The sequence below is a fragment of the Streptomyces sp. NPDC052016 genome (assembly GCF_044548445.1).
GTDB lineage: Bacteria > Actinomycetota > Actinomycetes > Streptomycetales > Streptomycetaceae > Streptomyces.
In genome coordinates this window covers 384,305-407,999 of record NZ_JBIUBX010000002.1, presented here as the reverse complement: position 1 = coordinate 407,999, position 23,695 = coordinate 384,305, and the positions used below count along the sequence as shown (strand labels likewise).

At 73.1% G+C, this 23,695-nt stretch carries 21 protein-coding genes; 11 read left to right on the top strand and 10 right to left on the bottom strand.

Translation table 11 applies throughout. The features are described from left to right. Positions 1–152 precede the first annotated feature (152 nt). From ACIHAR_RS04880 to ACIHAR_RS04860, 5 genes are all read left to right on the top strand, one after another. The gene (locus tag ACIHAR_RS04880; RefSeq protein WP_365454888.1) at positions 153–1,268 is read left to right on the top strand and encodes an energy-coupling factor transporter transmembrane component T; all 1,116 of its coding nucleotides are present in this window, start codon (positions 153–155) and stop codon (positions 1,266–1,268) included. After that, on the top strand, positions 1,265–3,310 hold the full coding sequence (locus tag ACIHAR_RS04875) for an ATP-binding cassette domain-containing protein (protein ID WP_365454885.1): 2,046 nt from the start codon (positions 1,265–1,267) through the stop codon (positions 3,308–3,310). The genes ACIHAR_RS04880 and ACIHAR_RS04875 overlap by 4 nt, the downstream gene beginning before the upstream one ends. Then, the gene (locus tag ACIHAR_RS04870) at positions 3,307–4,176 is read left to right on the top strand and encodes an ECF transporter S component (RefSeq protein ID WP_400016919.1); all 870 of its coding nucleotides are present in this window, start codon (positions 3,307–3,309) and stop codon (positions 4,174–4,176) included. Before ACIHAR_RS04875 ends, ACIHAR_RS04870 begins: the two co-directional genes overlap by 4 nt. A gap of 375 nt (positions 4,177–4,551) precedes the next feature. Continuing rightward, positions 4,552–4,968, top strand: coding sequence for a transglycosylase SLT domain-containing protein (locus tag ACIHAR_RS04865; RefSeq protein ID WP_365454879.1), 417 nt, complete (start codon positions 4,552–4,554; stop codon positions 4,966–4,968). Between the two features lie 217 nt (positions 4,969–5,185). Further along, positions 5,186–5,875, top strand: coding sequence for a YoaK family protein (locus ACIHAR_RS04860; protein WP_400016916.1), 690 nt, complete (start codon positions 5,186–5,188; stop codon positions 5,873–5,875). Between the two features lie 4 nt (positions 5,876–5,879). Here the strand turns inward: ACIHAR_RS04860 and ACIHAR_RS04855 are convergent, their stop codons facing one another. Beyond that, positions 5,880–7,115, bottom strand: coding sequence for a cytochrome P450 (locus ACIHAR_RS04855; RefSeq protein WP_365454872.1), 1,236 nt, complete (start codon positions 7,113–7,115; stop codon positions 5,880–5,882). Positions 7,116–7,310: 195 nt separating this feature from the next. Here ACIHAR_RS04855 and ACIHAR_RS04850 point away from each other — a divergent pair, with 195 nt between their 5' ends. Continuing rightward, complete coding sequence (locus tag ACIHAR_RS04850) at positions 7,311–8,480, top strand: steroid 3-ketoacyl-CoA thiolase (protein ID WP_365454870.1); 1,170 nt, start codon at positions 7,311–7,313, stop codon at positions 8,478–8,480. Here ACIHAR_RS04850 and ACIHAR_RS04845 read toward each other — a convergent pair. From ACIHAR_RS04845 to ACIHAR_RS04825, 5 genes are all read right to left on the bottom strand, one after another. After that, positions 8,464–8,694, bottom strand: a complete 231-nt coding sequence (locus ACIHAR_RS04845) for a DUF397 domain-containing protein (RefSeq protein ID WP_400016968.1) — start codon at positions 8,692–8,694, stop codon at positions 8,464–8,466. The genes ACIHAR_RS04850 and ACIHAR_RS04845 overlap by 17 nt on opposite strands. A 745-nt stretch (positions 8,695–9,439) precedes the next feature. Further along, the gene (locus ACIHAR_RS04840) at positions 9,440–10,570 is read right to left on the bottom strand and encodes a CU044_5270 family protein (RefSeq protein ID WP_400016912.1); all 1,131 of its coding nucleotides are present in this window, start codon (positions 10,568–10,570) and stop codon (positions 9,440–9,442) included. After that, complete coding sequence (locus ACIHAR_RS04835) at positions 10,567–11,226, bottom strand: RNA polymerase sigma factor (RefSeq protein ID WP_365454864.1); 660 nt, start codon at positions 11,224–11,226, stop codon at positions 10,567–10,569. The genes ACIHAR_RS04840 and ACIHAR_RS04835 overlap by 4 nt, the downstream gene beginning before the upstream one ends. Before the next feature lie 74 nt (positions 11,227–11,300). Next, entirely contained in the window at positions 11,301–12,047 is a 747-nt protein-coding gene (locus ACIHAR_RS04830) for a hypothetical protein (RefSeq protein WP_400016909.1), read from the bottom strand. Between the two features lie 35 nt (positions 12,048–12,082). Further along, a complete protein-coding gene (locus ACIHAR_RS04825) occupies positions 12,083–14,155 on the bottom strand; it encodes a phosphatase PAP2 family protein (protein ID WP_365454858.1) in 2,073 nt (690 codons plus the stop codon). A gap of 252 nt (positions 14,156–14,407) precedes the next feature. Between ACIHAR_RS04825 and ACIHAR_RS04820 the strand changes: the two genes are divergently transcribed. Both ACIHAR_RS04820 and ACIHAR_RS04815 read left to right on the top strand, forming a co-directional pair. Further along, positions 14,408–15,850 (top strand): DUF2330 domain-containing protein, encoded by a 1,443-nt coding sequence (locus ACIHAR_RS04820; protein ID WP_400016906.1) that lies wholly within the window; start codon positions 14,408–14,410, stop codon positions 15,848–15,850. 155 nt (positions 15,851–16,005) lie between these two features. After that, complete coding sequence (locus ACIHAR_RS04815) at positions 16,006–16,677, top strand: O-methyltransferase (RefSeq protein ID WP_365454852.1); 672 nt, start codon at positions 16,006–16,008, stop codon at positions 16,675–16,677. 14 nt (positions 16,678–16,691) lie between these two features. On the opposite strand, the gene ACIHAR_RS04810 is transcribed toward ACIHAR_RS04815, so the two are convergent. After that, a complete protein-coding gene (locus tag ACIHAR_RS04810) occupies positions 16,692–17,084 on the bottom strand; it encodes a hypothetical protein (RefSeq protein WP_365454849.1) in 393 nt (130 codons plus the stop codon). Positions 17,085–17,197: 113 nt separating this feature from the next. Here ACIHAR_RS04810 and ACIHAR_RS04805 point away from each other — a divergent pair, with 113 nt between their 5' ends. Then, on the top strand, positions 17,198–17,626 hold the full coding sequence (locus ACIHAR_RS04805; protein ID WP_365454846.1) for a DUF1992 domain-containing protein: 429 nt from the start codon (positions 17,198–17,200) through the stop codon (positions 17,624–17,626). A gap of 131 nt (positions 17,627–17,757) precedes the next feature. Here ACIHAR_RS04805 and ACIHAR_RS04800 read toward each other — a convergent pair whose 3' ends face one another. Further along, entirely contained in the window at positions 17,758–18,351 is a 594-nt protein-coding gene (locus ACIHAR_RS04800) for a hypothetical protein (RefSeq protein WP_400016902.1), read from the bottom strand. 5 nt (positions 18,352–18,356) lie between these two features. After that, complete coding sequence (locus ACIHAR_RS04795; protein WP_365454840.1) at positions 18,357–19,040, bottom strand: hypothetical protein; 684 nt, start codon at positions 19,038–19,040, stop codon at positions 18,357–18,359. Positions 19,041–19,201: 161 nt separating this feature from the next. Here ACIHAR_RS04795 and ACIHAR_RS04790 point away from each other — a divergent pair, with 161 nt between their 5' ends. Then, positions 19,202–19,717, top strand: coding sequence for a GNAT family N-acetyltransferase (locus ACIHAR_RS04790; RefSeq protein WP_400016900.1), 516 nt, complete (start codon positions 19,202–19,204; stop codon positions 19,715–19,717). 511 nt (positions 19,718–20,228) lie between these two features. On the opposite strand, the gene ACIHAR_RS04785 is transcribed toward ACIHAR_RS04790, so the two are convergent. Next, positions 20,229–22,277, bottom strand: a complete 2,049-nt coding sequence (locus tag ACIHAR_RS04785; protein ID WP_400016896.1) for a DHA2 family efflux MFS transporter permease subunit — start codon at positions 22,275–22,277, stop codon at positions 20,229–20,231. Between the two features lie 144 nt (positions 22,278–22,421). Between ACIHAR_RS04785 and ACIHAR_RS04780 the strand changes: the two genes are divergently transcribed. Continuing rightward, positions 22,422–23,639 carry a peptidoglycan-binding protein gene (locus tag ACIHAR_RS04780; RefSeq protein WP_400016893.1) on the top strand — a complete coding sequence of 406 codons (1,218 nt, stop codon included), beginning with the start codon at positions 22,422–22,424 and terminating at the stop codon, positions 23,637–23,639. The last annotated feature ends 56 nt before the right edge of the window (positions 23,640–23,695 follow it).

Sequence of the window (23,695 nt, the reverse complement as noted above, 5' to 3'; positions counted from 1 at the left end):
CTGCCGACGCGACGCAGCCCACGGGCAACGGCGCCACGCACCCTGCAGGCAGTCACGCCCAGCAGCCCACGGCCAGTCGCTCCGCGCAGCCCGCGGGCAGGCGTGCCGCTGGGGCGGCACGGGTGGGCGCGGGCGGCACCCGGCAGGCGCCGGTGAGCGCCCCCACCCCCCGGCACCAGCCCCGGCACCACCCCCACCCCACCGTGCACCCGGGAGCCTGGTGGCTCTGGGCCCTGGCCCTCGGCACAGCCGCCACCCGCACCACCAACCCCCTCCTCCTGGCCCTGCTCCTCACCACCTCCGCCTACGTCGTCCTCACCTGCCGCCCGGACACCCCCTGGTCCCGCTCCTACTCCGCCTTCCTCCACCTCGCCCTCGCCGTCCTCCTCATCCGGCTCCTCTTCGTCGTCGCCCTCGGCTCCCCCGTCCCCGGCACGCACGTGATCGTCACCCTCCCCGAAGTCCCCCTCCCCGACTGGGCGCAGGGCATCCGCCTCGGCGGCAGGGTCACCGCCGAGGGCGTCCTGTTCGCCCTGTACGACGGCCTGCGCCTCGCCACTCTGCTGGTCTGCGTCGGCGCCGCGAACGCCCTCGCCGGCCCCTCCCGGCTCCTGAAGTCCCTCCCCGGCGCCCTGTACGAGGCCGGGGTCGCGGTCGTCGTGGCCCTGACCTTCGCCCCGCACCTCATCGCCGACGTCCAGCGCCTGCGTGCCGCCCGCCGTCTCCGCGGCCGCCCCGACAAGGGCCTGCGCGGTCTGCTCCAGGTGGCCCTGCCCGTCCTCGAGGGCGCCCTGGAACGCTCCGTCGCCCTGGCCGCGGCGATGGACGCCCGCGGCTACGGCCGTACCGCCGACGTCCCGGCCGCGGTCCGCCGTACGACGGCCGCCCTCACCCTGGGCGGCCTGCTCGGCGTCTGCGCGGGGACGTACGGCCTGCTCACGGCGGCCGGCGGCACGTACGGCCTCCCGGTCCTCCTCGCCGGACTCGCCGCGGCCCTCGCCGGACTCCACCTCGGCGGCCGCCGCTCGCCCCGCACCCGCTACCGCCCCGACCGCTGGACCCCACGCGCCGGCCTGATCGTCGTCTCCGGCGTCGCGGTCGCCGCCCTCCTCGCCCTCGCGGGCGCCGCGGACCCCGCGGCCCTCCACCCCACCATGGTGCCCCTCACCGCCCCCACCCTCCCCCTCTGGCCCGCGGCGGCGATCCTCCTGGGCCTCCTCCCCGCCTTCCTCGCCCCGCACGCCGCAAGGAGCCGTAAGCCGTCGTGATCCGCTTCGAGAACGTCTCCGTGACCTACGACGGCGCCCGCGAACCCACCATCAGGGACGTGGACTTCACCGTGCCGGAAGGCGAACTGGTCCTCCTCGCCGGGCCGTCCGGCGTCGGCAAGTCGACGCTGCTCGGCACGGTCGGCGGCCTCGTCCCGCACTTCACCGGCGGCACCCTGCGCGGCCGTGTCACGGTCGCCGGACGGGACACCCGCACCCACAAGCCGCGCGAACTCGCCGACGTCGTGGGGACGGTGGGCCAGGACCCCCTCTCCCACTTCGTCACCGACACGGTGGAGGAGGAACTCGCCTACGGCATGGAGTCGTTGGGCCTGTCCCCGGCCGTGATGCGCCGCCGCGTCGAGGAGACGCTCGACCTGCTGGGGCTGGCCGGGCTCCGCGACCGCCCCCTCGCCACCCTCTCCGGCGGCCAGCGGCAGCGCGTGGCGATCGGCTCGGTCCTCACCCCGCACCCCTCCGTCCTGGTCCTCGACGAACCGACCTCCGCGCTCGACCCGGCCGCCGCCGAGGAGGTCCTCGCCGTCCTCCTCCGCCTCGTCCACGACCTCGGTACGACGGTGCTGCTCGCGGAGCACCGCCTGGAACGCGTCCTGCAGTACGCCGACCAGGTCGCCCTCCTGCCGGCCCCGGGCGCGGCGCCCGTCCTGGGCACCCCGGCCGACATCATGGCCGTGTCGCCGGTCCACCCGCCGGTGGTGGACCTGGGCCGCGTCGCGGGCTGGTCCCCGCTGCCCCTGACCGTGCGGGACGCGCGCCGCCGGGCGGCGGGCCTGCGCGAGCGGCTGGCGGAGCCACATGAGCGCCTGTCGGCGAAGCCCGCGCGACGGCCGGAGACGGCGAGCGCCGTGACGGCTCCGGGCCGGAACACGGCCGCGACGACCGGCCAGAGCCGGGGCACGACCGCCGCGACGGCCCCTGGCCACGGCGCGGTCACCACGACGAACCCGAGCGGGCGCCCGGGCGCCGCGGACCATCCGGGCCAGGGCGGCGCGGGCACCACGACGAACCCGGACCGGGACGCCGCCGCCGACGCGGCGCGGTCCTCGGCCGCCTCCGCGCGGCCCACCGCCGGTCCGGCGGACGCGACAGCCGACCCGGTACCGGCGGACAGCGCGCCCCGGCGGCCGACGACCGGTCCAGCTGACCCCGCGGCCGACCCGGTACCGGCGGACGGCACACCCCCGCGGCCCGTGCCCCGTCCCACCGCCGTCCTCCGGTGGTTCCGGCGCGGGCGCGCACGCGCCCTTCCGGAAGCGGCGGGCCCGCTCCCGCCGCCCGCCGAGACCCGCGCCCTCGCCGTCCGCCGCGCCCACGTCGAGGCCCTCCGCCACATCGACCTCACCGTCTCCCCCGGCGAGACCATCGCCCTGATGGGCCGCAACGGCGCCGGAAAGTCCACCCTCCTCAACACCCTGGTCGGTCTGGTCGAACCGTCCGCCGGCACGGTCCGGGTCGGCGGCGCGGTCCCCCACCGCACCCCGCCCCGCGAACTCGTCCGCCGCGTCGGCCTGGTCCCGCAGGAGCCCCGCGACCTCCTGTACGCCGACACGGTCGCCGCCGAGTGCGCCGCGGCCGACCGGGACGCGCAGGCCGCCCCCGGCACCTGCCGCTCCCTCGTCTCCGGCCTGCTCCCCGGCATCACCGACGACACCCACCCCCGCGACCTCTCCGAAGGGCAGCGCCTCGCCCTCGCCCTGGCCGTCGTCCTCGCCGCCCGTCCGCCCCTGCTGCTCCTCGACGAGCCGACCCGGGGCCTGGACTACGCGGCCAAGGCCCGCCTGGTCGCCGTGCTGCGCGAGCTGGCCGCCGCCGGTCACGCGATCGTGCTGGCCACGCACGACGTGGAACTGGCCGCCGAGCTGGCCCATCGGGTGGTCCTGCTGGCCGAGGGCGAGGTGATCGCGGACGGGCCGACGGCGGAGGTGGTCGTCTCCTCCCCGTCCTTCGCCCCTCAGGTGACGAAGATCCTCGCTCCGCAGAAGTGGCTCACGGTCGCGCAGGTGAGGGAGGCGCTCGCATGACGGCCGTGGAGCGGCGGAAGCCCGCCGCACGAGGGCAGGCGACCGCCGTCCACCGGCAGGCCCGTGCCGTGCGCCTGGGCCCCCGCTCCTGGTCGGCCCTCCTCCTGGTCAGCGCCGTGGGAGTGGTCGCCTTCACCTGGCCCTTCCTGGCCCCGCCCACCTCCACGCTGAGCGCCCACGCCCAGGACGCCCCCTGGCTCTTCGCGGGCCTGCTGGTGCTGCTGGTCGCGGTCGTGGCGGCGACGATCTCCGAGTCGGGACTGGGAGCCAAGGCGGTCGCGATGCTGGGCGTGCTGGCGGCGACGGGAGCGGCCCTGCGACCGATCGGGGCGGGCACGGCCGGCATCGAGCCGATGTTCTTCCTGATGGTGCTGAGCGGCAGAGTGCTGGGCCCCGGTTTCGGCTTCGTCCTCGGCGCGATCACGATGTTCGCGTCCGCGCTGCTCACGGGCGGGGTCGGTCCGTGGATGCCGTTCCAGATGCTGGCGATGGGCTGGTTCACGATGGGCGCGGGCCTGCTGCCCGGGCCGGACCGCCTCCGCGGCCGTACGGAACTGGCCCTGCTCGCCGCGTACGGCTTCCTGGCCGCCTTCGCCTACGGCACGGCGATGAACATGGCCGGCTGGCCCTTCATGGGCGAGCTGGCCTCGCGCGTCTCCTTCGACCCGGACGGCACGGTCCCCTCGAACCTGGCCCGCTTCGTCGCGTACTGCGTCACGACTTCCCTGGGCTGGGACCTGGGGCGGGCGCTCGTGACGGTGGTCCTCACCTGCGCGCTGGGGCCGGCGATCCTGCGAGCCCTCCGCCGTGCCACGCGGCGGGCGGCTTTCGAGGCGCCGGTCACATTCGAGCCGCCCCAGCCGTGAACGTCCGTGCGCGGTGGGTGAGACGATCACGCTCCACCGGTGAAGCACCCCACATGACCCACATCACCTACTATGTCCCTTAGTTAGACATTTCGGACGCCATGTCCATGCAGAAACCCCGTCCGACCTGCACATTGAGAGCCAGATCACAGAGGCGACCTTCCTCCCGCATGCGGCCACAACTAGTAAAAGGGGTCATTGCGGACGCCCTTCCGGCCTGCTTCTCTGGATGACGTCGCACGGCGCCGACAGGCCCACGGGTCTCGGCGCCGACGCACGCCAAGCCACCCACCGCACATCACGCGGTGCGGCCACGCACCGCGTGATTCCGGCATGCCCCGCGACGCCACTGTCCCCGAAGAAAAAAGGTTCTCCGTGTCCGTCTCCTTCATCCGCCGCATCGCCTCCCCCAAGAAGACCCTCACCGCCGTCGCCGTGGCCGCCGCCACCGCCGGCATGGCCCTGACCACGGCGCCCGCCCAGGCGGCCACCGGGTCCTCCGCCTCCGAGGCCAAGGCGATCGCGCACAAGATGATCCCGGACGCCGCGCAGTTCAACGCCTTCAGCAAGATCGTCGAGCACGAGAGCGGCTGGGACGTCGACGCGACCAACGCCTCGTCCGGTGCCTACGGCCTCGTCCAGGCCCTCCCTGCAAACAAGATGGCGTCCGCCGGCTCCGACTGGAAGACCAACCCCAAGACCCAGATCAAGTGGGGCCTGGACTACATGAACGAGCGCTACGGCAGCCCGACCGGCGCCTGGGCCTTCTGGCAGGCGAACGGCTGGTACTGAGCCAGCCCGGCACCCACGCGCAGCCTGTGACACACGTACGTGGTCCGGCACCCACAGGTAGCCCGGCGTACACGTAGCCCGGCCCACCAGCGGCCGGCCCACACACGTAGAGGCGGCGGCCCCCCGATCCCCGGGCCGCCGCCTCTACCTGTCAGCCCGTGTCCCGCGCGGCGTGACGGTGCGTGAACGACGGCCGCGCACATGGTCCACTGTGCCGGTGACCACCGAGCCCGAGACGACGTCCGCCCCGGAATCGGGCGGCCTGCCCCTCGTCGCCGTCCTGCTCGCACTGACCGGTGTGAGCGGGCTGATCGACGCCGTGTGCTTCCTGGGCCTGAACCATGTCTTCACCGCGAACATGACCGGCAACGTGCTGGTCCTGGGCTTCGCCGCCGCCGGGACCGCCGGCTTCTCGGTGCCGCACACCCTCACCTCGGTGGCGTTCTTCCTGGTGGGCGCGCTGGCCGGTGGCCGCCTCTTCGCCCGCACGGCCCGCACGTCGCGGCGGACGTGGACCCGCGTGTCCCTGGCCGTCGAGGCGGCGCTTCTGGCGGCGGCGTCGGCGGTGGCCTTCGCGGCGCCGGACGCCGACGGGACGACGTACGCCCTCATCGCCGTCACGGCCGTGGCGATGGGCCTGCGCAACGAGACCGTCCGCACACTGCGGGTCGCCGGCCTTCCCACCACCACGGTCATCACCTCGCTCCTGACCGGCCTGGTCGCCGACTCCCCCTGGGGAGACGGCTCGGGCTCCCGCCTCCCCCGGCGCGCGGCAGCGATCCTCGCCCTCTTCGCGGGCGCCCTCGTCGGCGCGTGGCTGGTCGACCACCACGGCCTGGGCGTCCCGCTGCTGGTCGCGGCGGTGGCGTCGGCGGGGCTGGCGGTCACGGCGTCGGGGCGGGACTGACACGTCAGCCCGTACTGACCCGCAGCTCTTTCACTCCGTTGATCCAGGCGGACCGCAGCCGCCGGGGATCCTCCACGAGCCGCAGCCCGGGCATGGCGTCGGCGACGGCGTCGAAGATGAGGTCGATCTCCAGCACGGCGAGCGACTTGCCGAGGCAGAAGTGCGGCCCGCCCCCGCCGAACCCGAGGTGGGGGTTGGGGTCCCGGGTGACGTCGAACTCGTCGGGCCGGTCGAACACCTCGGGATCATGATTGGCGGAGGCGTAGAAGAGCCCGACGCGGTCGCCCTTCCTGATCCGCTTGCCGCCCAGCTCGGTGTCCTGGGTGGCGGTGCGCTGGAAGGCGAAGACGGGGGTGGCCCACCGCACGATCTCCTCGGCGGCGGTGGAGGGCCTGTGCGTCTTGTACAGCTCCCACTGCTCGGGATGGGTGAGGAAGGCGTGCATCCCGTGGGTGATCGCGTTCCGGGTGGTCTCGTTCCCGGCGACGGCGAGCATGAGCACGAAGAACCCGAACTCGTCGGAGCTGAGGTTGCCCTCGTCCTCGGCGGCCACGAGCGTGGAGACGATGTCGTGCGCCGGACACCGCTTCCGCTCGACGGCCATGGTCATGGCGTACGCGATGATCTCTGCGGCGGAGCGGGCGCCGACCTCCTCGGTGACGGCGTACTCGGGGTCGTCGTAGGCGATCATCCTGTTGGACCAGTCGAAGATCTTGGCCCGGTCGTCCTGGGGTATGCCGATCAGCTCGGCGATGGCCTGGAGGGGCAGCTCGCAGGCGACGGAGGTGACGAAGTCGAAGGGCCCGTCGTGATCGCGGGCCCCGGCGGCGATGTCCCGCGCCCGCCGCCGCAGCCGCTCCTCCAGCGCCCGGACGGCCCGGGGCGTGAAGCCCCGCTGCACGATCTGCCGCACGCGCGTGTGCTCGGGCGGATCCATGTTCAGCATGATCAGCCGCTGGGCGTCGATCGAATCACGCTCGATGTGCTCGTTGAAACGGATGATCGCGGTGTTGAGGGTGGAGGAGAACAGCTCCGGGTGGGTGGAGACGTACTTGACGTCGGCATGGCGGGTCACCGCCCAGTAGCCCTCGTCCTGGAAGCCGGCCACGTTCCCCGACTGCGGGATCCAGCGGACCGGTTCGGCGCGGCGCAGCTCGGCGAGTTCCGGGAGGGGCACACGGTGTTGCAGCAGGTCGGGGTCGGTGAAGTCGAACCCGTCGGGTAGCGCTGGACAGGGCATGGGCGGCTCCAGCCAGAGGGCGGCTTGGCGGGCACGTTTCCGACGGCCGCATCTGACGATCCATCAGAAACGAAGTGCGCCGAAGGTAGTTCAGGTACCTGAAGGCTGCAAGACCCTTGCGGTGACCCACATCACGTCAGCAGACTGCAAGCCGGAAGAACTAGAACACGTACTAGTTCGAGAGGATCCGCACCCATGGCTGCCGAACCCGTGATCGTGGAAGCCGTCCGCACCCCCATCGGCAAGCGCGGCGGCGCGCTCGCCAACCTGCACCCCGCCTACCTCCTCGGCGAGACCTACCGCGAGCTCCTCGGCCGCACCGGCATCCCCGCCGACGCCGTGGAACAGATCGTCGGCGGCACGGTGACCCACGCCGGCGAGCAGTCCATGAACCCGGCGCGCACCGCCTGGCTGACGATGGGCCTGCCGTACGAGACGGCCGCGACGACGGTCGACTGCCAGTGCGGCTCCTCCCAGCAGGCCTCGCACATGACGGCGAACATGATCGCGGCGGGGGTGATCGACGTGGGGATCAGCTGCGGGGTGGAGGCGATGTCCCGCGTCCCCCTCGGCTCGGGCTCGAAGCACGGCCCCGGGAAGCCGTTCCCGGACGAGTGGAACGTGGACCTGCCGAACCAGTTCGAGGCGGCGGAACGCATCGCCAGGCACCGGGGCCTGAGCCGGAAGGACGTGGACGAGCTCGGCCTGCTCTCGCAGGAGCGAGCGGCGGTGGCCTGGTCGGAGGAACGCTTCAAGCGGGAGACGTTCGCCGTCCAGGTCCCGACGACGGAGGAGGAACAGGCGGCCGGCCAGGGCATGTGGCGCCTGGTCGACAAGGACGAGGGCCTGCGCGACACGTCGGCGAAGGCCCTGGCAGGCCTGAAGCCGATCATGCCGAAGGCGGTGCACACGGCGGGCAACTCGTCGCAGATCAGCGACGGCGCGGCGGCGATCATGTGGGCGTCGAAGCGGATGGCGCGCGCCCTGAAGCTGAGGCCGAGGGCGAGGATCGTCGCCCAGGCCCTGGTCGGCGCGGACCCGCACTTCCACCTGGACGGGCCGATCGACGCGACGAAGGCGGTGCTCGGCAAGGCCGGCATGTCCCTGAAGGACATCGACCTGGTCGAGATCAACGAGGCGTTCGCGTCCGTCGTACTGAGCTGGGCGAAGGTCTTCGACGCCGACATGACGAAGGTGAACGTCAACGGCGGCGCGATCGCCCTCGGGCACCCGGTCGGAGCGACGGGGGCCCGTCTGATCACGACGGCGCTGCATGAACTGGAGCGGGCGGACCGGGAGTTCGCACTGATCACGATGTGCGCGGGGGGTGGACTGGCCACCGGGACGATCATTCAGCGGCTGTAGTTCCACCGGTCCAGGAGAGGAACGCGGTGAAGGCGGCGGGCTGGAGGGTGAGGGTCGGGCCCGCCGGGACCTTGGAGTCGCGGACGGCTACGGTGGCGCCGGGGAGTTCGGCGACCTCGACGCACTCGCCGCCTTGCTCGCCGCTGTAGCCGGACTTACTCGTCCCGTGAACGAATACCTTCCCTCCAGCCTCGCCCGCCCCGTCTCGACCCAGTACGGCCTGACCCCCACGGTCGGCGCCCGGCTTCCGACACCGCCGGAATCGGCGCCGGAGTCCGAGAGCGGCCAGGGCCTCTCGTTCGGCAGGCAGCGCTCGCCGGTGGTGAGGTCGACCTTGGCCAGCGCCTTAACCGCGTAGGCGGAGAGCAAGCTCACCGGGGCAAGCCCGCCCAGGCGGCGAGACCCTCGTGTTCTGGGCGTGCCGGTGGTCAGCCTCGCCGCCTCGGCCGCGGCCCACCACTGGGTGGAGCACCCCGCCGAACGATGGCTGCGCCGGATCGGCCCGTCCGTCCGTTCGATCCCTGGCGTGGGTGCAGAACCCGCGCGTCCGCACGCTGTTCGCCTTGACGGCAGTGCTGTGGACCGGCGCCACACAGGCACCGCCGGCGTGACCGCACTCACCGCCGCGCAGCTCCGCAGCGGGCGGCAGACCCCGCACGATTGACGCAGCCCTTGGACGGGCCCGCCGCCGCAATCCGCCGCGGGCGACGGCCCGTCCACCAGTCCCGGCGCGCCCGGCTCCAAGAGCGGCCGACCGGGTGTGAGTGATCAGCCGGCGGGCCGGTCCTGTGCCACAGCCGCGGCGACGCCCCGACCGCGTCACGAGCGCTGCGCGCCCCCAGGCGGTCGATCTGCCACGCCGGCAGGTCCTGAGGGAGCGTTCCCTCCTGCGCCGGCAGATTCCCCAGGAAAAGGGCCCCCGAGGGGCACGGAGCAGGCCCCCGTGCCCCTACCCCTGTTCAGCTCCCCTCCCCCGGCACCTCCCTCATCCCGTCCACCACCGCCCGCTTCACGATCGCGCTGGTGTAGTTGATCGTGCCGGGCTTCACCAGTCCTCCGTCCTCGCTGGTCGCCTTCACCTGGACCTGGCGCTGGCCGAGGAAGACGTGGGACTTCGCGTCGAAGATCCACTCCTCGCGCGCGCCGCTGGTCTCGTCCAGGCGGGCGACCGCCACGCCGGGGCGGCCGATGGCGTCCTTGACGTTCGGGACCACGACGACGCCGGGGATCTTCGCGGCGGCCTTGAAGAGGGCCGAGTAGAGCTCGGCGGGCGGGTAGGACTCTCCCAGGAGGTCGCCGATGGTGGTGAAGGCCTGCTGGTCGGGGCTGTTGCCGTGGCCCTCGGCCGCCTTGTAGATCATCGTCAGCAGCTTGTCGGGGTCCGTGGTCAGCTTGGTGAGGAAGTCGTAGGACGGGTTGTTGAGGCCGGCCACCGGGGTGTTGCCCTGCTCGTCGGGGAGGCTGAGGGTCTCTCCCTCGGGGTCGTCGTTGACGGCCGGGTCGATCAGCCAGCCCTTGGTGCCGTCGGCGGACTGCCAGATCTGGCGCCGGTGCAGGGCGTGGCTCTCCAGGGACGCCTTGTCCCCGTCGTAGCGCACGTACGTGTCGGCGGACTTGGACTCGATGTAGACGTACTGGCCCGGCTTGATCACGGGGTTGCGGGTCTCGGCCGCCACGAGGGAGATCTCGTCGAGCAGTTGAGGCACGCCCTTGGTGGTCGGGGTGCCGAGCTGGGTGGTGAGCGCCGGTCCGGTGGCGAGGCCGCCGGCCCGGACGCCGTTTCCGTCGTTCAGCACCGTGCCGAGGGTCACCGCGCCGGCGAGGGCGAGGGCCAGGGCGGGGAAAGTGATCGCCGGGCGCGGCAGGCGGAGGCGGCCTGCCTTCGGCCGGGTCGTCGACGGCATGCCCGTCGTCGTGGGGTTGTCCCCTTGCTGCATGTCGTTTTGCTGGATGTCCTGCTGAATGCGAGCCATCAGGCGCTCCTTGTGGAACTGGTGACGGCCCGTCGGCAGGTCGCGCGCCGTCTGCGGCAGGAGGAGTGCTGTCTCCTCCCACTCGGCCGGGCTCTGCCGGGACGGGGTCGCTTTCATCGACTTCCTTCCGATACGGGCCGGATCGCGTGGGTACGTTCTCCTCTTGTCTGGCGATCCGGCGGGCCGAGTTCCCGTTTTCCGTCGACGAGTTGGGCGGGCGGGGCTCCCCGGCCGGCCGCCAACAGCTCGGCCTCGGTGAGTTTGCGCAGCTTGGCGCGGGCCCGGGAGAGGCGGGAGCGGACCGTGCCGACCGGGATGCCAAGGGCCTCCGCAGCCGCCGTGTACTCCAGGCCCTCCCACAGGCAGAGCGCCAGCACCTCGCGTTCCGGTCTGCGCAGGAGGGCCAGCGCCCGGAGTGCGGCCGCGATGCGCCGGCGGTCGTCGAGCCGGCCCGCGACCTCCTCGGCGTGGTCGGGCAGCGCGGTCTCGGCCTCGGCGGCGGCGTTCGCGGCGGCCCGGTAGCGCCGGTTGCTCCGGTGGTGGCCGCGGGCGACGTTGGTGGCGACGCCCAGCAGCCAGGGCCGCAGGGAGCCGCCCTCGGCGTCGACACGGTCACGCAGCCGCCAGGCCTCCATGAAGGTCTCCGCCATCACGTCCTCGGCCGCCGACCAGTCGGCGGTGAGCCGGAAGGCATGGTTGTAGACCGTGCGGGCGTGGCTGTCGTACAGCTCGGCGAAGGCGCTCGGATCCCCGGCCCGTACCCGGGTACGCATATGAGTGCTCACCTCTGTTGGCTGCCGCCGCGGCCACCCCAGTTCCCGTGATCCGCGTCACGCTAGGGGGCGGGTCACGACCGCTGCGCCTCCGTCAACCGCTCCACCTGCCACTCCACCAGGTCCCGGGGGAACGTGGCCTCGTGGCCGGCCTCCGTCTTGCGGAACGTGGCGGTGACGTGGCCGGTGCGGACGACGACGTGGTCCTCGTGCATCACCATGCCGTCCTTCGTGGGCGTGGCGGTGCGGAAGGTCAGCGCCTCGTCCCCGACCCGGCCCGCCTCCGCGGCACTCACCCCGGTGACCTCGGTGAAGTACTCGCCCGCGTAGGACACCCCGGAGTAGGCGACGCAGGTCCTCAGACCCTTCTCGAGACGGTCGAAGGCCTGCTCGGCGCCCGTGCCCCGGTAGGACGCCAGCGTCGACGCGCCGCCCCAGAGGTCGTCCTTCCAGTTGAAGACCTGGCGTACGACGGCGGAGGCGCCCTTGGCGTCCAGGACGTCCAGGACGCTCTGGCAGGACGCGTCGGAGACCGGCGGGTAGGTCCGCTCGCTCTTCTTGACACCGGGTTTCTGGACGGGGGCGGCGTGCGTGGTGGGGCCCTCGCCCTGCTTGAAGGCCAGGCGCCGCAGTTCCTCGTACGTGAGGGTTCTGCCCTGCGCGTCCGTCGTGTCCTGCGACGCCGCCTTCGCCGTGTCGCCCGCGGCCGACACGCCGGGATGCTCCGTGGACTCCTGGCCGGAACAGCCCGTCCCGGACAGCGCCACTGCCACGACCGCAGCGGCGCCGGCCAGCAGCCTTCGCGCGTTTCCTATGTGCATGTGTCCCTGTCCCCGCCCGGCTGACCGCAGTCCGGTCAGCTGGGCGCCCGATCCTTCTCCGCCCGGTCCTTCTCCAGGAGCGCCGGCTCCCCGCTCGGGGAGGCGGCCTCCGTCACCAGAGCCGCCCGCGCCCGGGGCCCCTGCACCACGTACGCCAGCCCCAGCCCGGCCAGGACCACGACGGCGCCGCCCACCGCGTCCAGCACCCAGTGATTGCCCGTGGCCACAATGGCAGACGCGGTGAACAACGGGTGCAGCAGCCCCAACGTCTTCATCCACCACTTCGGCGCCACGACGGCGATCACCACGCCGCACCACAGCGACCATCCGAAGTGCAGCGACGGCATCGCCGCGTACTGGTTCGTCAGCGCCGTCAGCGTCCCGTAGTCCGGCCTGGAGAAGTCCTGCACGCCGTGGACCGTGTCGATGATCCCCAGCGTCGGCATCAGCCGCGGCGGCGCCAGCGGGTACAGCCAGAAGCCGACCAGGGCCAGGAGGGTCGCGAAGCCGAGGGAGGCCCGCGCCCAGCGGTAGTCCACCGGCCGCCGCCAGTACAGGACGCCCAGCACGGACAGCGGCACCGCGAAGTGGAACGACTCGTAGTAGAAGTCGAAGAAGTTCCGCAGCCAGTCGACGCCGACCACCCAGTGGTTGACGGTGTGCTCGATGTCGATGCGCAGGAAGCGCTCCATGTCGAGGATCTGGTGGCCGTGGGCCTCCGCCCGGTCCCGGCCCCCCGAGATCGTCCCCCCGGTCGCCGCCAGCCGCACCTGCTGGTAGGCCGCGTAGGTGACACGGATGAGGAGGAGCTCCATCAGCAGGTTGGGCCGGGTCAGGACGCGGCGCAGGAACGGCAGCAGCGGTACCCACGTCCATCTGGCGGGGACCGGCGCCGCGTACTCCGTGGGAATCGGCGTGCGGTAGTACGGCGAGGTCCGGGAAAGGAACGGGACGGCCGTCGCGGCGGCCACCGCCGCCAGCAGGACCACGTTGTCCCGCAGCGGGTACAGCGCCGGCATGTCCGGCAGCATCATCTTCGCCGGGAGGGTCATCACCAGGACGACGGCCACCGGCCAGACGTAACGGTCGGAGGCGCGCTTGCCGACGCGGCCGACGACCGCCAGGAGGACCCACAGAAGCTGGTGCTGCCAGGTCGTCGGGGACACGGCGATCGCCGCGCAGCCGGTGATCGCCACCGCCAGCAGCAGCTGGCCGTCCCGGGCGTAGCGCACCGAGCGGTTGACGCCGAGCGCCGCGACCGTCACGCCGAGCACCAGGAACAGGCCGATCTCCAGGGGGCCCGAGAGGCCGAGGCGGAGGAGGGCGCCGTGCAGGGACTGGTTGGCGAGGGCGTCCGCCTTGCCGCCCAGACCGACGCCCGCCATGTGGTGGACCCAGTAGGTGTACGAGTCGTGCGGCATCGCCGCCCAGGCGAGCACGGTCGAGGCGGTGAAGGTGACGCCCGTGGAGACGGCGGCCTGCCGGCGGCCCGTGAACCACAGCAGCGGGGTGAAGAGGAGCACCGTCGGCTGGAGGGCCGCCGCCAGGCCGATCAGGACGCCGCCCGCCCGCTGGCTTCGGGCGACGAAGCAGCCGAGCAGGACGAGCAGGACGGGGATGATGCTGGTCTGGCCGAGCCAGAGGGTGTTGCGCACCGGCAGCGAGAGCATCAGCAGGACGATCGCCACGGGGACGGCGAGCAGCGAGGTGCGTCTGCTGACCGGCTGCGGCAGGGCGCGCGCCGCCACCAGACCCAGCGCCACGACCAGCAGCAGCGTGCCGAAGGTCCAGCCCCAGCCGAGGGCCTGTTCCGCCGCCCGGGTGAGGGGCTTGAGGACGAGGCCGCCGAAGGGTGTGCCCGTGAAGCGTGTGGAGTCGTAGAGGGAACCGTTGACGTGCAGGACGCCGTCCGGTCCGACCCACGTCTCCAGATCCGTCAGCCGCTCGCCGCGCGGGGTGCCGAGGACGACGGCCACCTGACGGACGGCGAGGAGCGCCGCGACCAGCCAGAGGCCCAGGCGGGCCACGCGCAGGCGTGCCCTCGCCGTGTCGACCGCCGCCGCCCCGAAGGCTTCCGCCGGTCGCCCGCTCCGCTCCGCATTCGCCACGCCTCGTCGGCCTCCCGCCCCGTCGTCCCCCCGCGTCCCATGCGTGAGGTGCCTCCACGAACCCTATGAGGCTCGCACCACCCCCGGACAGAGACGCAGGCCTCCCCGGCTTCACCTGACGTCCGTTCTCCTTTTGTCCGAAAGACGATAGTGCTCCGGAGGAGGGATCGCCTCAGCGGGGTGCGAGGGTTACGGCGCGTACGGGAACCGGATCTTCGCCCGCACCGTCGTAGGCACCACAGGCGGTGACCGGTGACAAAGGGGCTGCGCGGCATGGTCGGTTTCCTGCGGGAACGGCGGGCGGGGCGGGAGCGCGATCGGCAGGTGCGGGGGGTACGGCGCGGGCGCGATCGCCAGGTGCGGGGGGTACGGCGGGGGCGTCTCCTCACCGTTCTCCTCGCTCTCGCCGCCACCCAGCTCGGCTCCCTCGCCGTCCCTGCCCACGCCTGCGGCTGCGGCGCCCTCGTCCCGGGCGGCGGGCAGCGGGTCGCCGTGCACCGGGAGGCCTCCGTCGTGCGCTGGGACGGGGAGCAGGAACAGATCGTGATGCGCCTGTCGGTCGGCGGGGACGCCGACCGGGCCGCCTGGATCATGCCGGTGCCGAACCGGGCGACCGTGAAGCTAGGCGACGCGGAGGTCTTCTCGCAGCTCACCGACGCCATGGCCCCCGAGGAGCGCACCCGGTACCACTTCTGGCCGCGGGACGGCGACTGGCCGCTGACCACCGACGACGGCGCGGGTGCGGCCCCGCCCCCGCCGGGCGAGGGGGCCGGCGTGGGCGTGGTGGGGCGGGAGCGGCTCGGGCCGTTCGACGTGGCCCGGCTGACGGCCACCGACCCGGCTGCCCTGGACGACTGGCTGGGCGACAACGGCTTCACCTTCCCGCCCCGTCTGGAGACGGCCCTCCAGCCGTACGTCGACCGGGGCTGGGAGTACGTGGCGGTACGGCTGGCCCCGGAGACCGCCGGCACCCCGCTGCGCGGCGACCTCGAGCCGCTCCACCTCACCTTCGCCAGTGACACCCTCGTCTACCCGATGCGGCTGTCCCGCCTGGCGACGACGGCGCAGTCCCTGAGCCTGTACGTCCTGGCCGACCACCGTATGGAGCCGGTGTCGCGGATCGGCGGCGAGCGGCCCCGGGTCACCTTCGCGGGGCGGGTCGACACGGCGACGGGGCCACTCGGCGAGCTCGCGGAGGGGGCGCCGTTCCTGACGGCCCTGGCGCAGGAGTTCCCGGTGCCGTCGTCGATCTCCGGGGACCACGAGCTCCGCCGGACGGCGAAGGACGCCACGTTCCGGCAGGTCGTCTACCGGAACCGGCTGCCCACGGTGGCCGGGATCCCGGTGTGGCTGCTGACCGTCACCGGAGGTCTGGCGGCGCTGGTGACGGGGGCGGCCGTGCTCGGCGTACGGCGGAGGCGGGCGCGTCGGCAGTACGCGTGGGGGCAGCCGGTCGGTGGAGTCCAGCGGGTCGGCGGGGTGCGGCGGGTCGGCGGGGAGCGGATCGGAGGGCAGCGCCTCGCCGGGCAGCCGTCCGGCACGTCCCCGGTGCCGGGCACGCCGCCCGCCCCACCCGGCCCGAACCCAAACACCTCTCATATCTCTCAGGCTCCTCAGAGCCCTCGGGTCCCTGCTGTGCCGCCGCGGCCGCCCGGCTCTACCGCTCCCCCGCCGCCTCCTGGGCCGAACGGCTGATTTCGGCCGGTCGGCGCCTTGTGAAGCCCGGGCCGACGGGGAACTCGGGCACGGCGGGCGCCGTTGGCATGACGCGGTAGACATGACTGGTTAGCGTTCTGACGAGATGTTCCACGCATGTCCGGGTTATGCCAGGTACACGAGAGGCAGAGCGCATGAGCGAGTCGCAGGTCTGGGACGCCGTCGACGCCTACTTCACCACCCACCTCGCCCCGGACGACGAGGTGATGGCGGCCGCCGTGCGCGACAGCGAGGCCGCGGAGCTCCCGCAGATCCACGTCACGGCGAACCAGGGCAAGCTGCTCCAGCTGCTCGCCGAGATCCAGGGGGCGCGCAACATCCTGGAGATCGGCACGCTCGCCGGCTACAGCACCATCTGGCTGGGCCGCGCGCTGCCCGCCGACGGCCGCCTGATCTCGCTGGAGTACAACCCCCGGCACGCGGAGGTCGCCACCCGCAACATCGCCCGCGCGGGACTCGACAAACAGGTCGAGGTGCGGGTCGGCCCGGCCCTGGAGTCGCTGCCGCTGCTGGCCGACGAGAACCCGCCCCCGTTCGACCTGGTCTTCATCGACGCCGACAAGGCGAACAACGCCAACTACCTGGAGTGGGCGCTCAAGCTCACCAGCACCGGCAGCCTGATCGTCATCGACAACGTCGTCCGCGGCGGCCGGGTGGCCGACGCCGACAGCGACGAGGGGGACGTGCTGGGCAGCCGCGCCGCGATCGAACTGATCGGCTCGCACCCGAGGTTGAGCGGCACGGCGATCCAGACGGTGGGCACCAAGGGCTACGACGGGTTCGCGCTGGCCCGCGTCCTGGCGTAGCGCGGCCGGCCCCCTCAGGCCTCGTGGTAGAAGCCCACGTTGACGCTGCGCGGCCCCGTGCGGTCCACCACGACGATCTCGCCGTTGCCGCCACGGGGCAGCTGGACGGTCCCGCCGTACGCGATGGTCTGGGCGTACTCGCCGACCACCAGCCGGACCTCGGAGGACGGGTCCGGCTGGGAGCCGCGCAGCCAGGTGACCTGCCAGACGCCGTCGGGCCCGCACAGGAACTCCAGGTGGACCCGCGAGACGAACAGCCAGTCCTCGGGTGTCACGAGGCGGCAGACGGACTTGTCACGGCCCACCCGCAGCACGGCGCCCGGCTCGCTGGGCGCGTCGGCCATGAGCATGCCTGCCGTGGCACCCTCCTCCGTCCCCGAGACGGTGGCCATGGTGAGTTCGAGCACGTGCGCTCCTCGTGAGGTGTCCGACAGTGGCATGGTGAGGCGGCCGTGAGTGACCTTGTACAGCCGCCGCATACTAAATCGCCCGGGGCCGTCCCGTCCGGCACAATGGACGCATGACCGAGCGAAAGCCACCCGGCGTCCCGTTCGAGTCCTGGGTCGACAAGCAGATCCGTGACGCGCAACGACGCGGCGACTTCGACCAACTCCCGGGCGCGGGCAAGCCGTTGGCCCCGGAGCTCGACACCTCGTACGACGAACTGTGGTGGGTCAGGCGCAAGATGGCGCGCGAGGGGCTCTCGGTGCTTCCGCCGGCGCTCGCGTTGCGCAAGGAGGCGGAGGACGCCCTCGCGGCGGCGTACGCGGCTCCTTCGGAGCGTCTCGTCCGGAAGATCATCACGGACGTCAACGTCAAGCTCCGCGACATGATGTTCAAGCCGCCGCCCGGCCCCCCGCTGGGCATGAGGCCGTACGACGTCGAGACGGTCGTACGGGAGTGGCGGGCGCGCCGGTCGGCCTCCGCCGGAGCGGCGGAGGCCGACTAGTCGTACATGTCCGGCCGCCCGTCCGGCGGTCCGGCGATCGTCGGGCCGGACCAGGGCCGGACCAGCGCCGGATCAGGGAGGCCAACCGTCGGGACCGGGCGGGATCAGGGATGGATGTGCCGGCCGGGCCGTCACATGTGCAGCAGCCGCTCCGTCAGCTCGCGGTAGTCCCGCAGGGCCAGGCGGAGTTGCTCGGTGTCGGCGGTCGTGGCGGCGTCTTCCCTGTCGTCCGTGAGCTGCCAGGAGCCGCGCAGCGTACGGCGGCGGCTGTTCACCGCGTCGGTGAAGCGCGTGGTCAGCTCCTCCAGGACGTGGTCCGCCTCCTCGACGGCGTCCCGGGGGCGCTCGACGAACTCGGCCACCGCGTGCTGGATGCGGGCGGTGAGCTTGTCGCACTCCTCGTGCGGGAGCAACGGGGCACCTGTCCGCGTGGCCTGGGCGGACTCGGTGCCGCGGGAGGCGTTGGCGTCCTGCGCACCGGCGTCGGCCGTCGACGGGCCCCGCAGCTCGCCTCCCTCTCCGGCGGCCCGGGCTCCCCGGGCGTCCCTCGTCATCTCGGTGAACGCGCTCCGCCGCTCCGCGGTCGTCGCCGGCGCCTCCTGGCCACCGCTCACGACGGACGTCGGCTCGGCCCGCTCGGCCCGCTCGGCCCGCTCGGCCCGCTCGGCCCGCTCCTGGGGCCGCGTACCGCGTCGGTCGTCACCGCTCGGTGTCACGTCGGGCATTCCTCTCACCCCTGCTTCGTCTGATGCCGGTGGAAGCCCCACGGCAGGTGGTGGCCCTTGCGGGCCCTGGTGTCCCGGCTCTGCGTCTGCCGGGGCTCTGCACGGTGCCGGCCGGAGTCGTGCCGGCCCTCGGTCAGGAGATCGTCGAAAAGGGCGCGGGCTTCGACCAGGGCGGACCGCAGGTCCTCGGTGCCGGGCGCCTGGCCGCTGCGCGCGCCGCCGTCCGTGTGGAAGCGGGCGACCTGGTGCACGCGCCGGTAGCCGTGCACGTGGCGCGCGTGGTGCACGCTCAGTGCGGCGACCTGCTCCTCGTACTGCCCGCCGTCCGGGAAGCCCCGGGCGCCGGCCACCTCCGCGAGCAGCTGGTCGGCCTCGGTGATCGCCTGGCGGGGCGAGTCGACGAAGTGCTCCTGTGCGGCCGTCCAGCGGGCCTCGAACCGCTCGCGCTCCGCGGGCTCCAGCGGCCGCTCGCGCAGCCCTCCGTGCCGCTCCACGAGGGCATCGAGTTCCCGCTCGGCCGCCTTGACGTCCCCGTCGTGCCGGGCCACGGCCCGGTCGTACTCGGGACCGAAGCGCTGCTTCAGGCCGCGTCCTGAGTGGGACCCTCGCGCCCGCACGGCCAGGACGGCCGCAACGGCGATGACGGCCGCCACGATCACGATCAGAGCGATGATCAAGCCTGTGGACATGGTTGCCTTCCGGTGTGTCGGCCCCACGGGCCGGTTTACGGATCGGGTTGCCCGGACGGCGCGGGACAAACGGCGGCCGGTCCCGCCGCGCCGTCTCCGCCCCCGGTGGCGGCGCATATTCGGTTGCGCGCGGGTCCCGTCCCCTCCCGACAATGGCCGCCATGAGCTGGACGATCGCCCCGGAACCCGTGAACTCCCCCGCCGCTGCCGCACTGTGGCGGGCGTACTACACGGAGGTCAGCGACCGCTGGTACCTGCTGCACGAGGGACGCCGGACCCATCCGGACGAGCTGGAGCGGGAGATCGCCGCCGATACCGGCGACGGACTGGCCCCGCCGCGCGGGCGGTTGCTCGTCGCACGGTACGGCGGTGAGCCCGCGGGAAGCGCCGGCGTACGCCTGCTCGACGCGGCGACCGCGGAACTCAAACGGGTGTTCCTGCTGCCGCGGATGCGCGGGAAGGGCGGCGCGGCCCTCCTGGTCGGCGCCGCCGAGGACACCGCCCGCGAGCTCGGCGCCGACCGGATGATCCTCGACACCCGCGGCGACCTGACCGAGGCGCGCGCCCTGTACGCCAGGCTCGGCTACACGGAGACCGAGGCCCACAACGACGCCCCGTACGCCGAACACTGGTTCACCAAGGACCTCGGCGCCACCGCCGCCCACAGGGGTTCCTGACCCCCAGGCGCTCGCGGCGGCCACGGTGGCGGCCCGAGGGGGCCGCCCAGGGCCGCGACGCGTCTCGCCGGTGGTGCCGGTCGCCGTCGTCACCGTCCACTGCCCGAGGTGTTCGCGCTCGTCGCGTTCCGGGGCGTCGCCGGGCGGGAACGCCCGCAGGCGTGCGCGGCCTCACGGCCGACAGCATCCTGTGCCACCCCCTCGTCCCGGACTTCGCCTCCGATGTCGCCACCCGGGCGCCGACGACGGGCCAGTTGCCCGACCTGCGCCAAGAGGCCGGTCTCGCCGGACCTGCCGACGGCCCCGCCCACGCCGTGGCGGTCCTGACCGCGTCGCGGGCGGCCGCCGGTGTCCAGCAGCCCGCACGGGAGGTCGCCCGGGGCCTCCGCGACGGGCCGGCGAGCGAGGTCGGTACACCGGGGCCGACGGTCCGCGGTTCCGGGCCCCGCAGACCCCGCAGGACCCGCGGGACCCACGGGACGGGCGGGACCCACCGGCGCCCGCCGTGCCGTCAGCCGACCCGCGCCGCCGGTCGCACCTCGCGCGGCTGTTCACGGTCGGAGCCGCACAGCTCGCTGTTGAGCTCCTTCACCAGTTGGACCAGGTCCGTGGGGCGGTCGGGGCCCCACCAGTCGCCGAGCAGTTCGGCGAGCGACTCCTCGCGGGCCCGGGCGAGCCGGTCGGCGGTCTCGCGGCCCTCGGGGGTCAGGAGCAGGTCGAGGCCCTCGCGCACGGCGAGGCGGCGCTCCTCGATCTGGCGCGCGGCCTCGAGGACCGCGGGCAGCGGGACGTTGGTGCGCTCCGCGAGCGCGCCGGGCTCGACACTGCCGTAGCGCTTGATCCGCAGCAGCATCCAGCTCGCGGCCGGAAGGAGGTCGTAGCCGGCCCGGGTGGTGATCCTCTGGTAGATCTCGCGGCGGCCCTCACGGGTGCCGAGGACGGACAGCGCCCGGCACACCTCGTCGTACGACGACCGCTCGACGGGGTTGCTGGCGAGGGTCTCGGTGAGGTCCGGGGCGGTGACCGAGCCGCGCAGGCGGTCCTCCTTCAGGAACCAGGCGAGGAGGAAGCCGAGGAGGGCGACGGGCGCGGCGTACAGGAAGACGTCCGTGATGGAGGTGGCGTACGCGTGCAGGGCCGGCGGGCGCAGGGCGGCCGGCAGGTCGGTGACGATCCGCGGGTCGGCCTCCAGCGCGCCGACGGAGACGCCCGGCGGGAGGTCGACGCCGCGGAAGGCGGCCGCGAGCTCGTCGCCGAGGCGGTTGGCGAAGACCGTGCCGAAGATGGCGACGCCGAAGGACGCGCCGATGGAGCGGAAGAAGGTCGCGCCGGAGGTGGCGACGCCGAGGTCCTCGTAGGAGACCGCGTTCTGCACGATGAGGACCAGGACCTGCATGACCAGGCCGAGACCCAGGCCGAAGACGAAGAAGTACGCGCTCGTCTCGGACGTGGGGCTGTTCTCGTCCAGCTGGTGGAGGAGGAGCAGGCCGAGCGTGGTGACGGCCGTGCCGGCGACCGGGAAGACCTTCCAGCGGCCGGTGCGGCTGACGATCTGCCCTGAGGTCGTCGACGACAGCAGCATGCCGAACACCATCGGCAGCATGTGCACGCCCGACATGGTCGGCGAGACGCCCTGGACGACCTGGAGGAAGGTCGGCAGGTAGGTCAGCGCGCCGAACATCGCGAAGCCGACGATGAAGCTGATGACGGCGGCGAGGGTGAAGGTGCGGACGCGGAACAGCTTCAGGGGCAGGACGGGTTCGGCGGCCCTGCGTTCCACGGCCACGAACGCCACGGCGAGGAGGACGCCCAGGACCGCGAGCCCGACGATCTGCGGCGAGGCCCAGCCCCAGGTGGTGCCGCCGAGGGAGGCGACCAGGACCAGGCAGGTGGCGACGGAGGCGATGAGGAAGGTGCCGAGGTAGTCGATGACGTGCTTCGTCGCCTTGCGCGGGATGCGCAGGACGGTCGCGATGACGGCGAGCGCGACGACGCCGACGGGGAGGTTGACGTAGAAGACCCAGCGCCAGCTCACGTGCTCGGTGAACAGGCCGCCGAGGAGAGGGCCGAGGACGCTGCTGGCGCCGAAGACCGCGCCGAACAGCCCCTGGTAACGGCCGCGTTCCCGCGGCGGGACGATGTCCCCGACGATCGCCATCGACAGCACCAGCAACCCGCCGCCGCCCAGGCCCTGCACGGCCCGGAAGGCGATCAGCTCGGGCATGTTCCGCGCCATTCCGCACAGCGCCGACCCCACCAGGAAGATCACGATCGCGGTCTGGAACAGCCTCTTGCGCCCGTACTGGTCACCGAGTTTGCCCCACAGCGGGGTCGCCGCCGTCGACGCCAGCAGATACGCCGTGACCACCCAGGACAGGTGGTTTATGCCGCCGAGGTCGCTGACGATCGTGGGCAGCGCCGTCGACACGATCGTCTGGTCGAGGGCAGCGAGCAGCATGCCGAGCAACAGCGCGCCGATGGAGACCAGGACGTTGCCGGAAACGTGCTCCTGACGGGGATGGCGTGGATCCTCCGTCCTGGCGTGTGCGTCCCATGCCATGGATGCCTCCCGTGGCTCGCGTGACACCTATCCATCGTGATCGGTGTGTCCCGTTATGGCCTCTCGAGTCCTGTCGGAACCCCTCGTTCCGGGGGCCGTGGGACGGCGGCTGTGTGGAGGATCTGCATAATCTCTGGAGTTCGCATGGGGAGGGACGAACAGGTGAACGAACCGACGGAGCAGCAGGGGCGGCCGGGACGGCACGGGCTGCGGTGCCCGGAGTGCGGGGCGCTCCGGGCCGCCGACAACAGGCCCTCCTGCACCTGCGCCCAGCGTGCGTCCGAGGCCCTGCGCGACACCCGCGAGGCGGAGGCGGCCGCGGCGGAGGACTTCGATCCGCTGCGGATACGTCCGTACGTCGAGATCGAGGTCGGCGACACCGGCGAAGCCGGCGAAGGCACCGCGGGCCAGACAGGAGCCAAGGGCCGTGCAGGCACCGCGGGCCAGACAGGAGCCAAGGGCCCGGAAAGGGCGGCGGTCCCCGGGGGAGTGGCGGGCCCCGAGGGAGTGGCGGACGCCTCCGCGGCCGACGCGACGATGCCCTTGCCGCCGGTGTCCGACGCGACCATGCCGCTGCGCGCGGTGGATCCGTCCGGCCGTCCCGACCCGCGGACGGCGGCATTGCCGACGCCCCTCGCCCCCACCGCCTCCGCGCCCGGCGCCACCGACCTGAGCCTGTTCGACGCGGCCGACTCCGACGAGCACGGAGCGTACGCCGACGGTGAGCGGCCGCGCGGGCGACGCCGCCGCACGCTGCTGATCGCGAGCGCGGGCGCGGCCGTGGCCGTCCTCGCGGCGGCCGGGTTCGCGAGCGGGCTGTTCTCCTACGAAACCCCGACCCGGAACGGCGCAGCCCCCGAGGGCGTAAGGGCGGCCGTACCGGACCCCTCGGCGAGCACGGCCTCCGGGTCGCCGTCGGCGAGCCGCTCCACGTCCCCGTCGGCGTCCAGCGCCTCGCCGTCCGCGTCCGAGAGCGAGAGCACCTCACCGTCCCCGTCGGCCTCCAGCGCCTCGCCGTCGGCCTCCCGGACGGCCGAAGCGAGCCCGACACCGACCGCGCGGGCCACGGGCTCCCTGACCCCGGAGAACGGAGCCGACGGGGCCGACGGGAGGGACGAGAGCCAGAGCAGTCCCGGCGTCACCGTCCTGCGACGCGGGGACAGGGGCGCCGAGGTGACCGAACTCCAGCTGCGTCTGCGGCAGTTGTACCTCTACAACGACGACGCGAACGGAGTCTTCACCAGCAGGGTGGAGGAAGCGCTGCGCAACTACCAGTGGTCGCGGGGAATCAGGGACGACGAGCTGGGCGTCTACGGACCGGCCACCCGCACAGAACTGGAGTCGGAAACGAAGGAGCCGTAAGGCGGGCCCCCCGACGATCGGCGACCAGCCGCACCGCCAGCGGCGACACAGGCAGG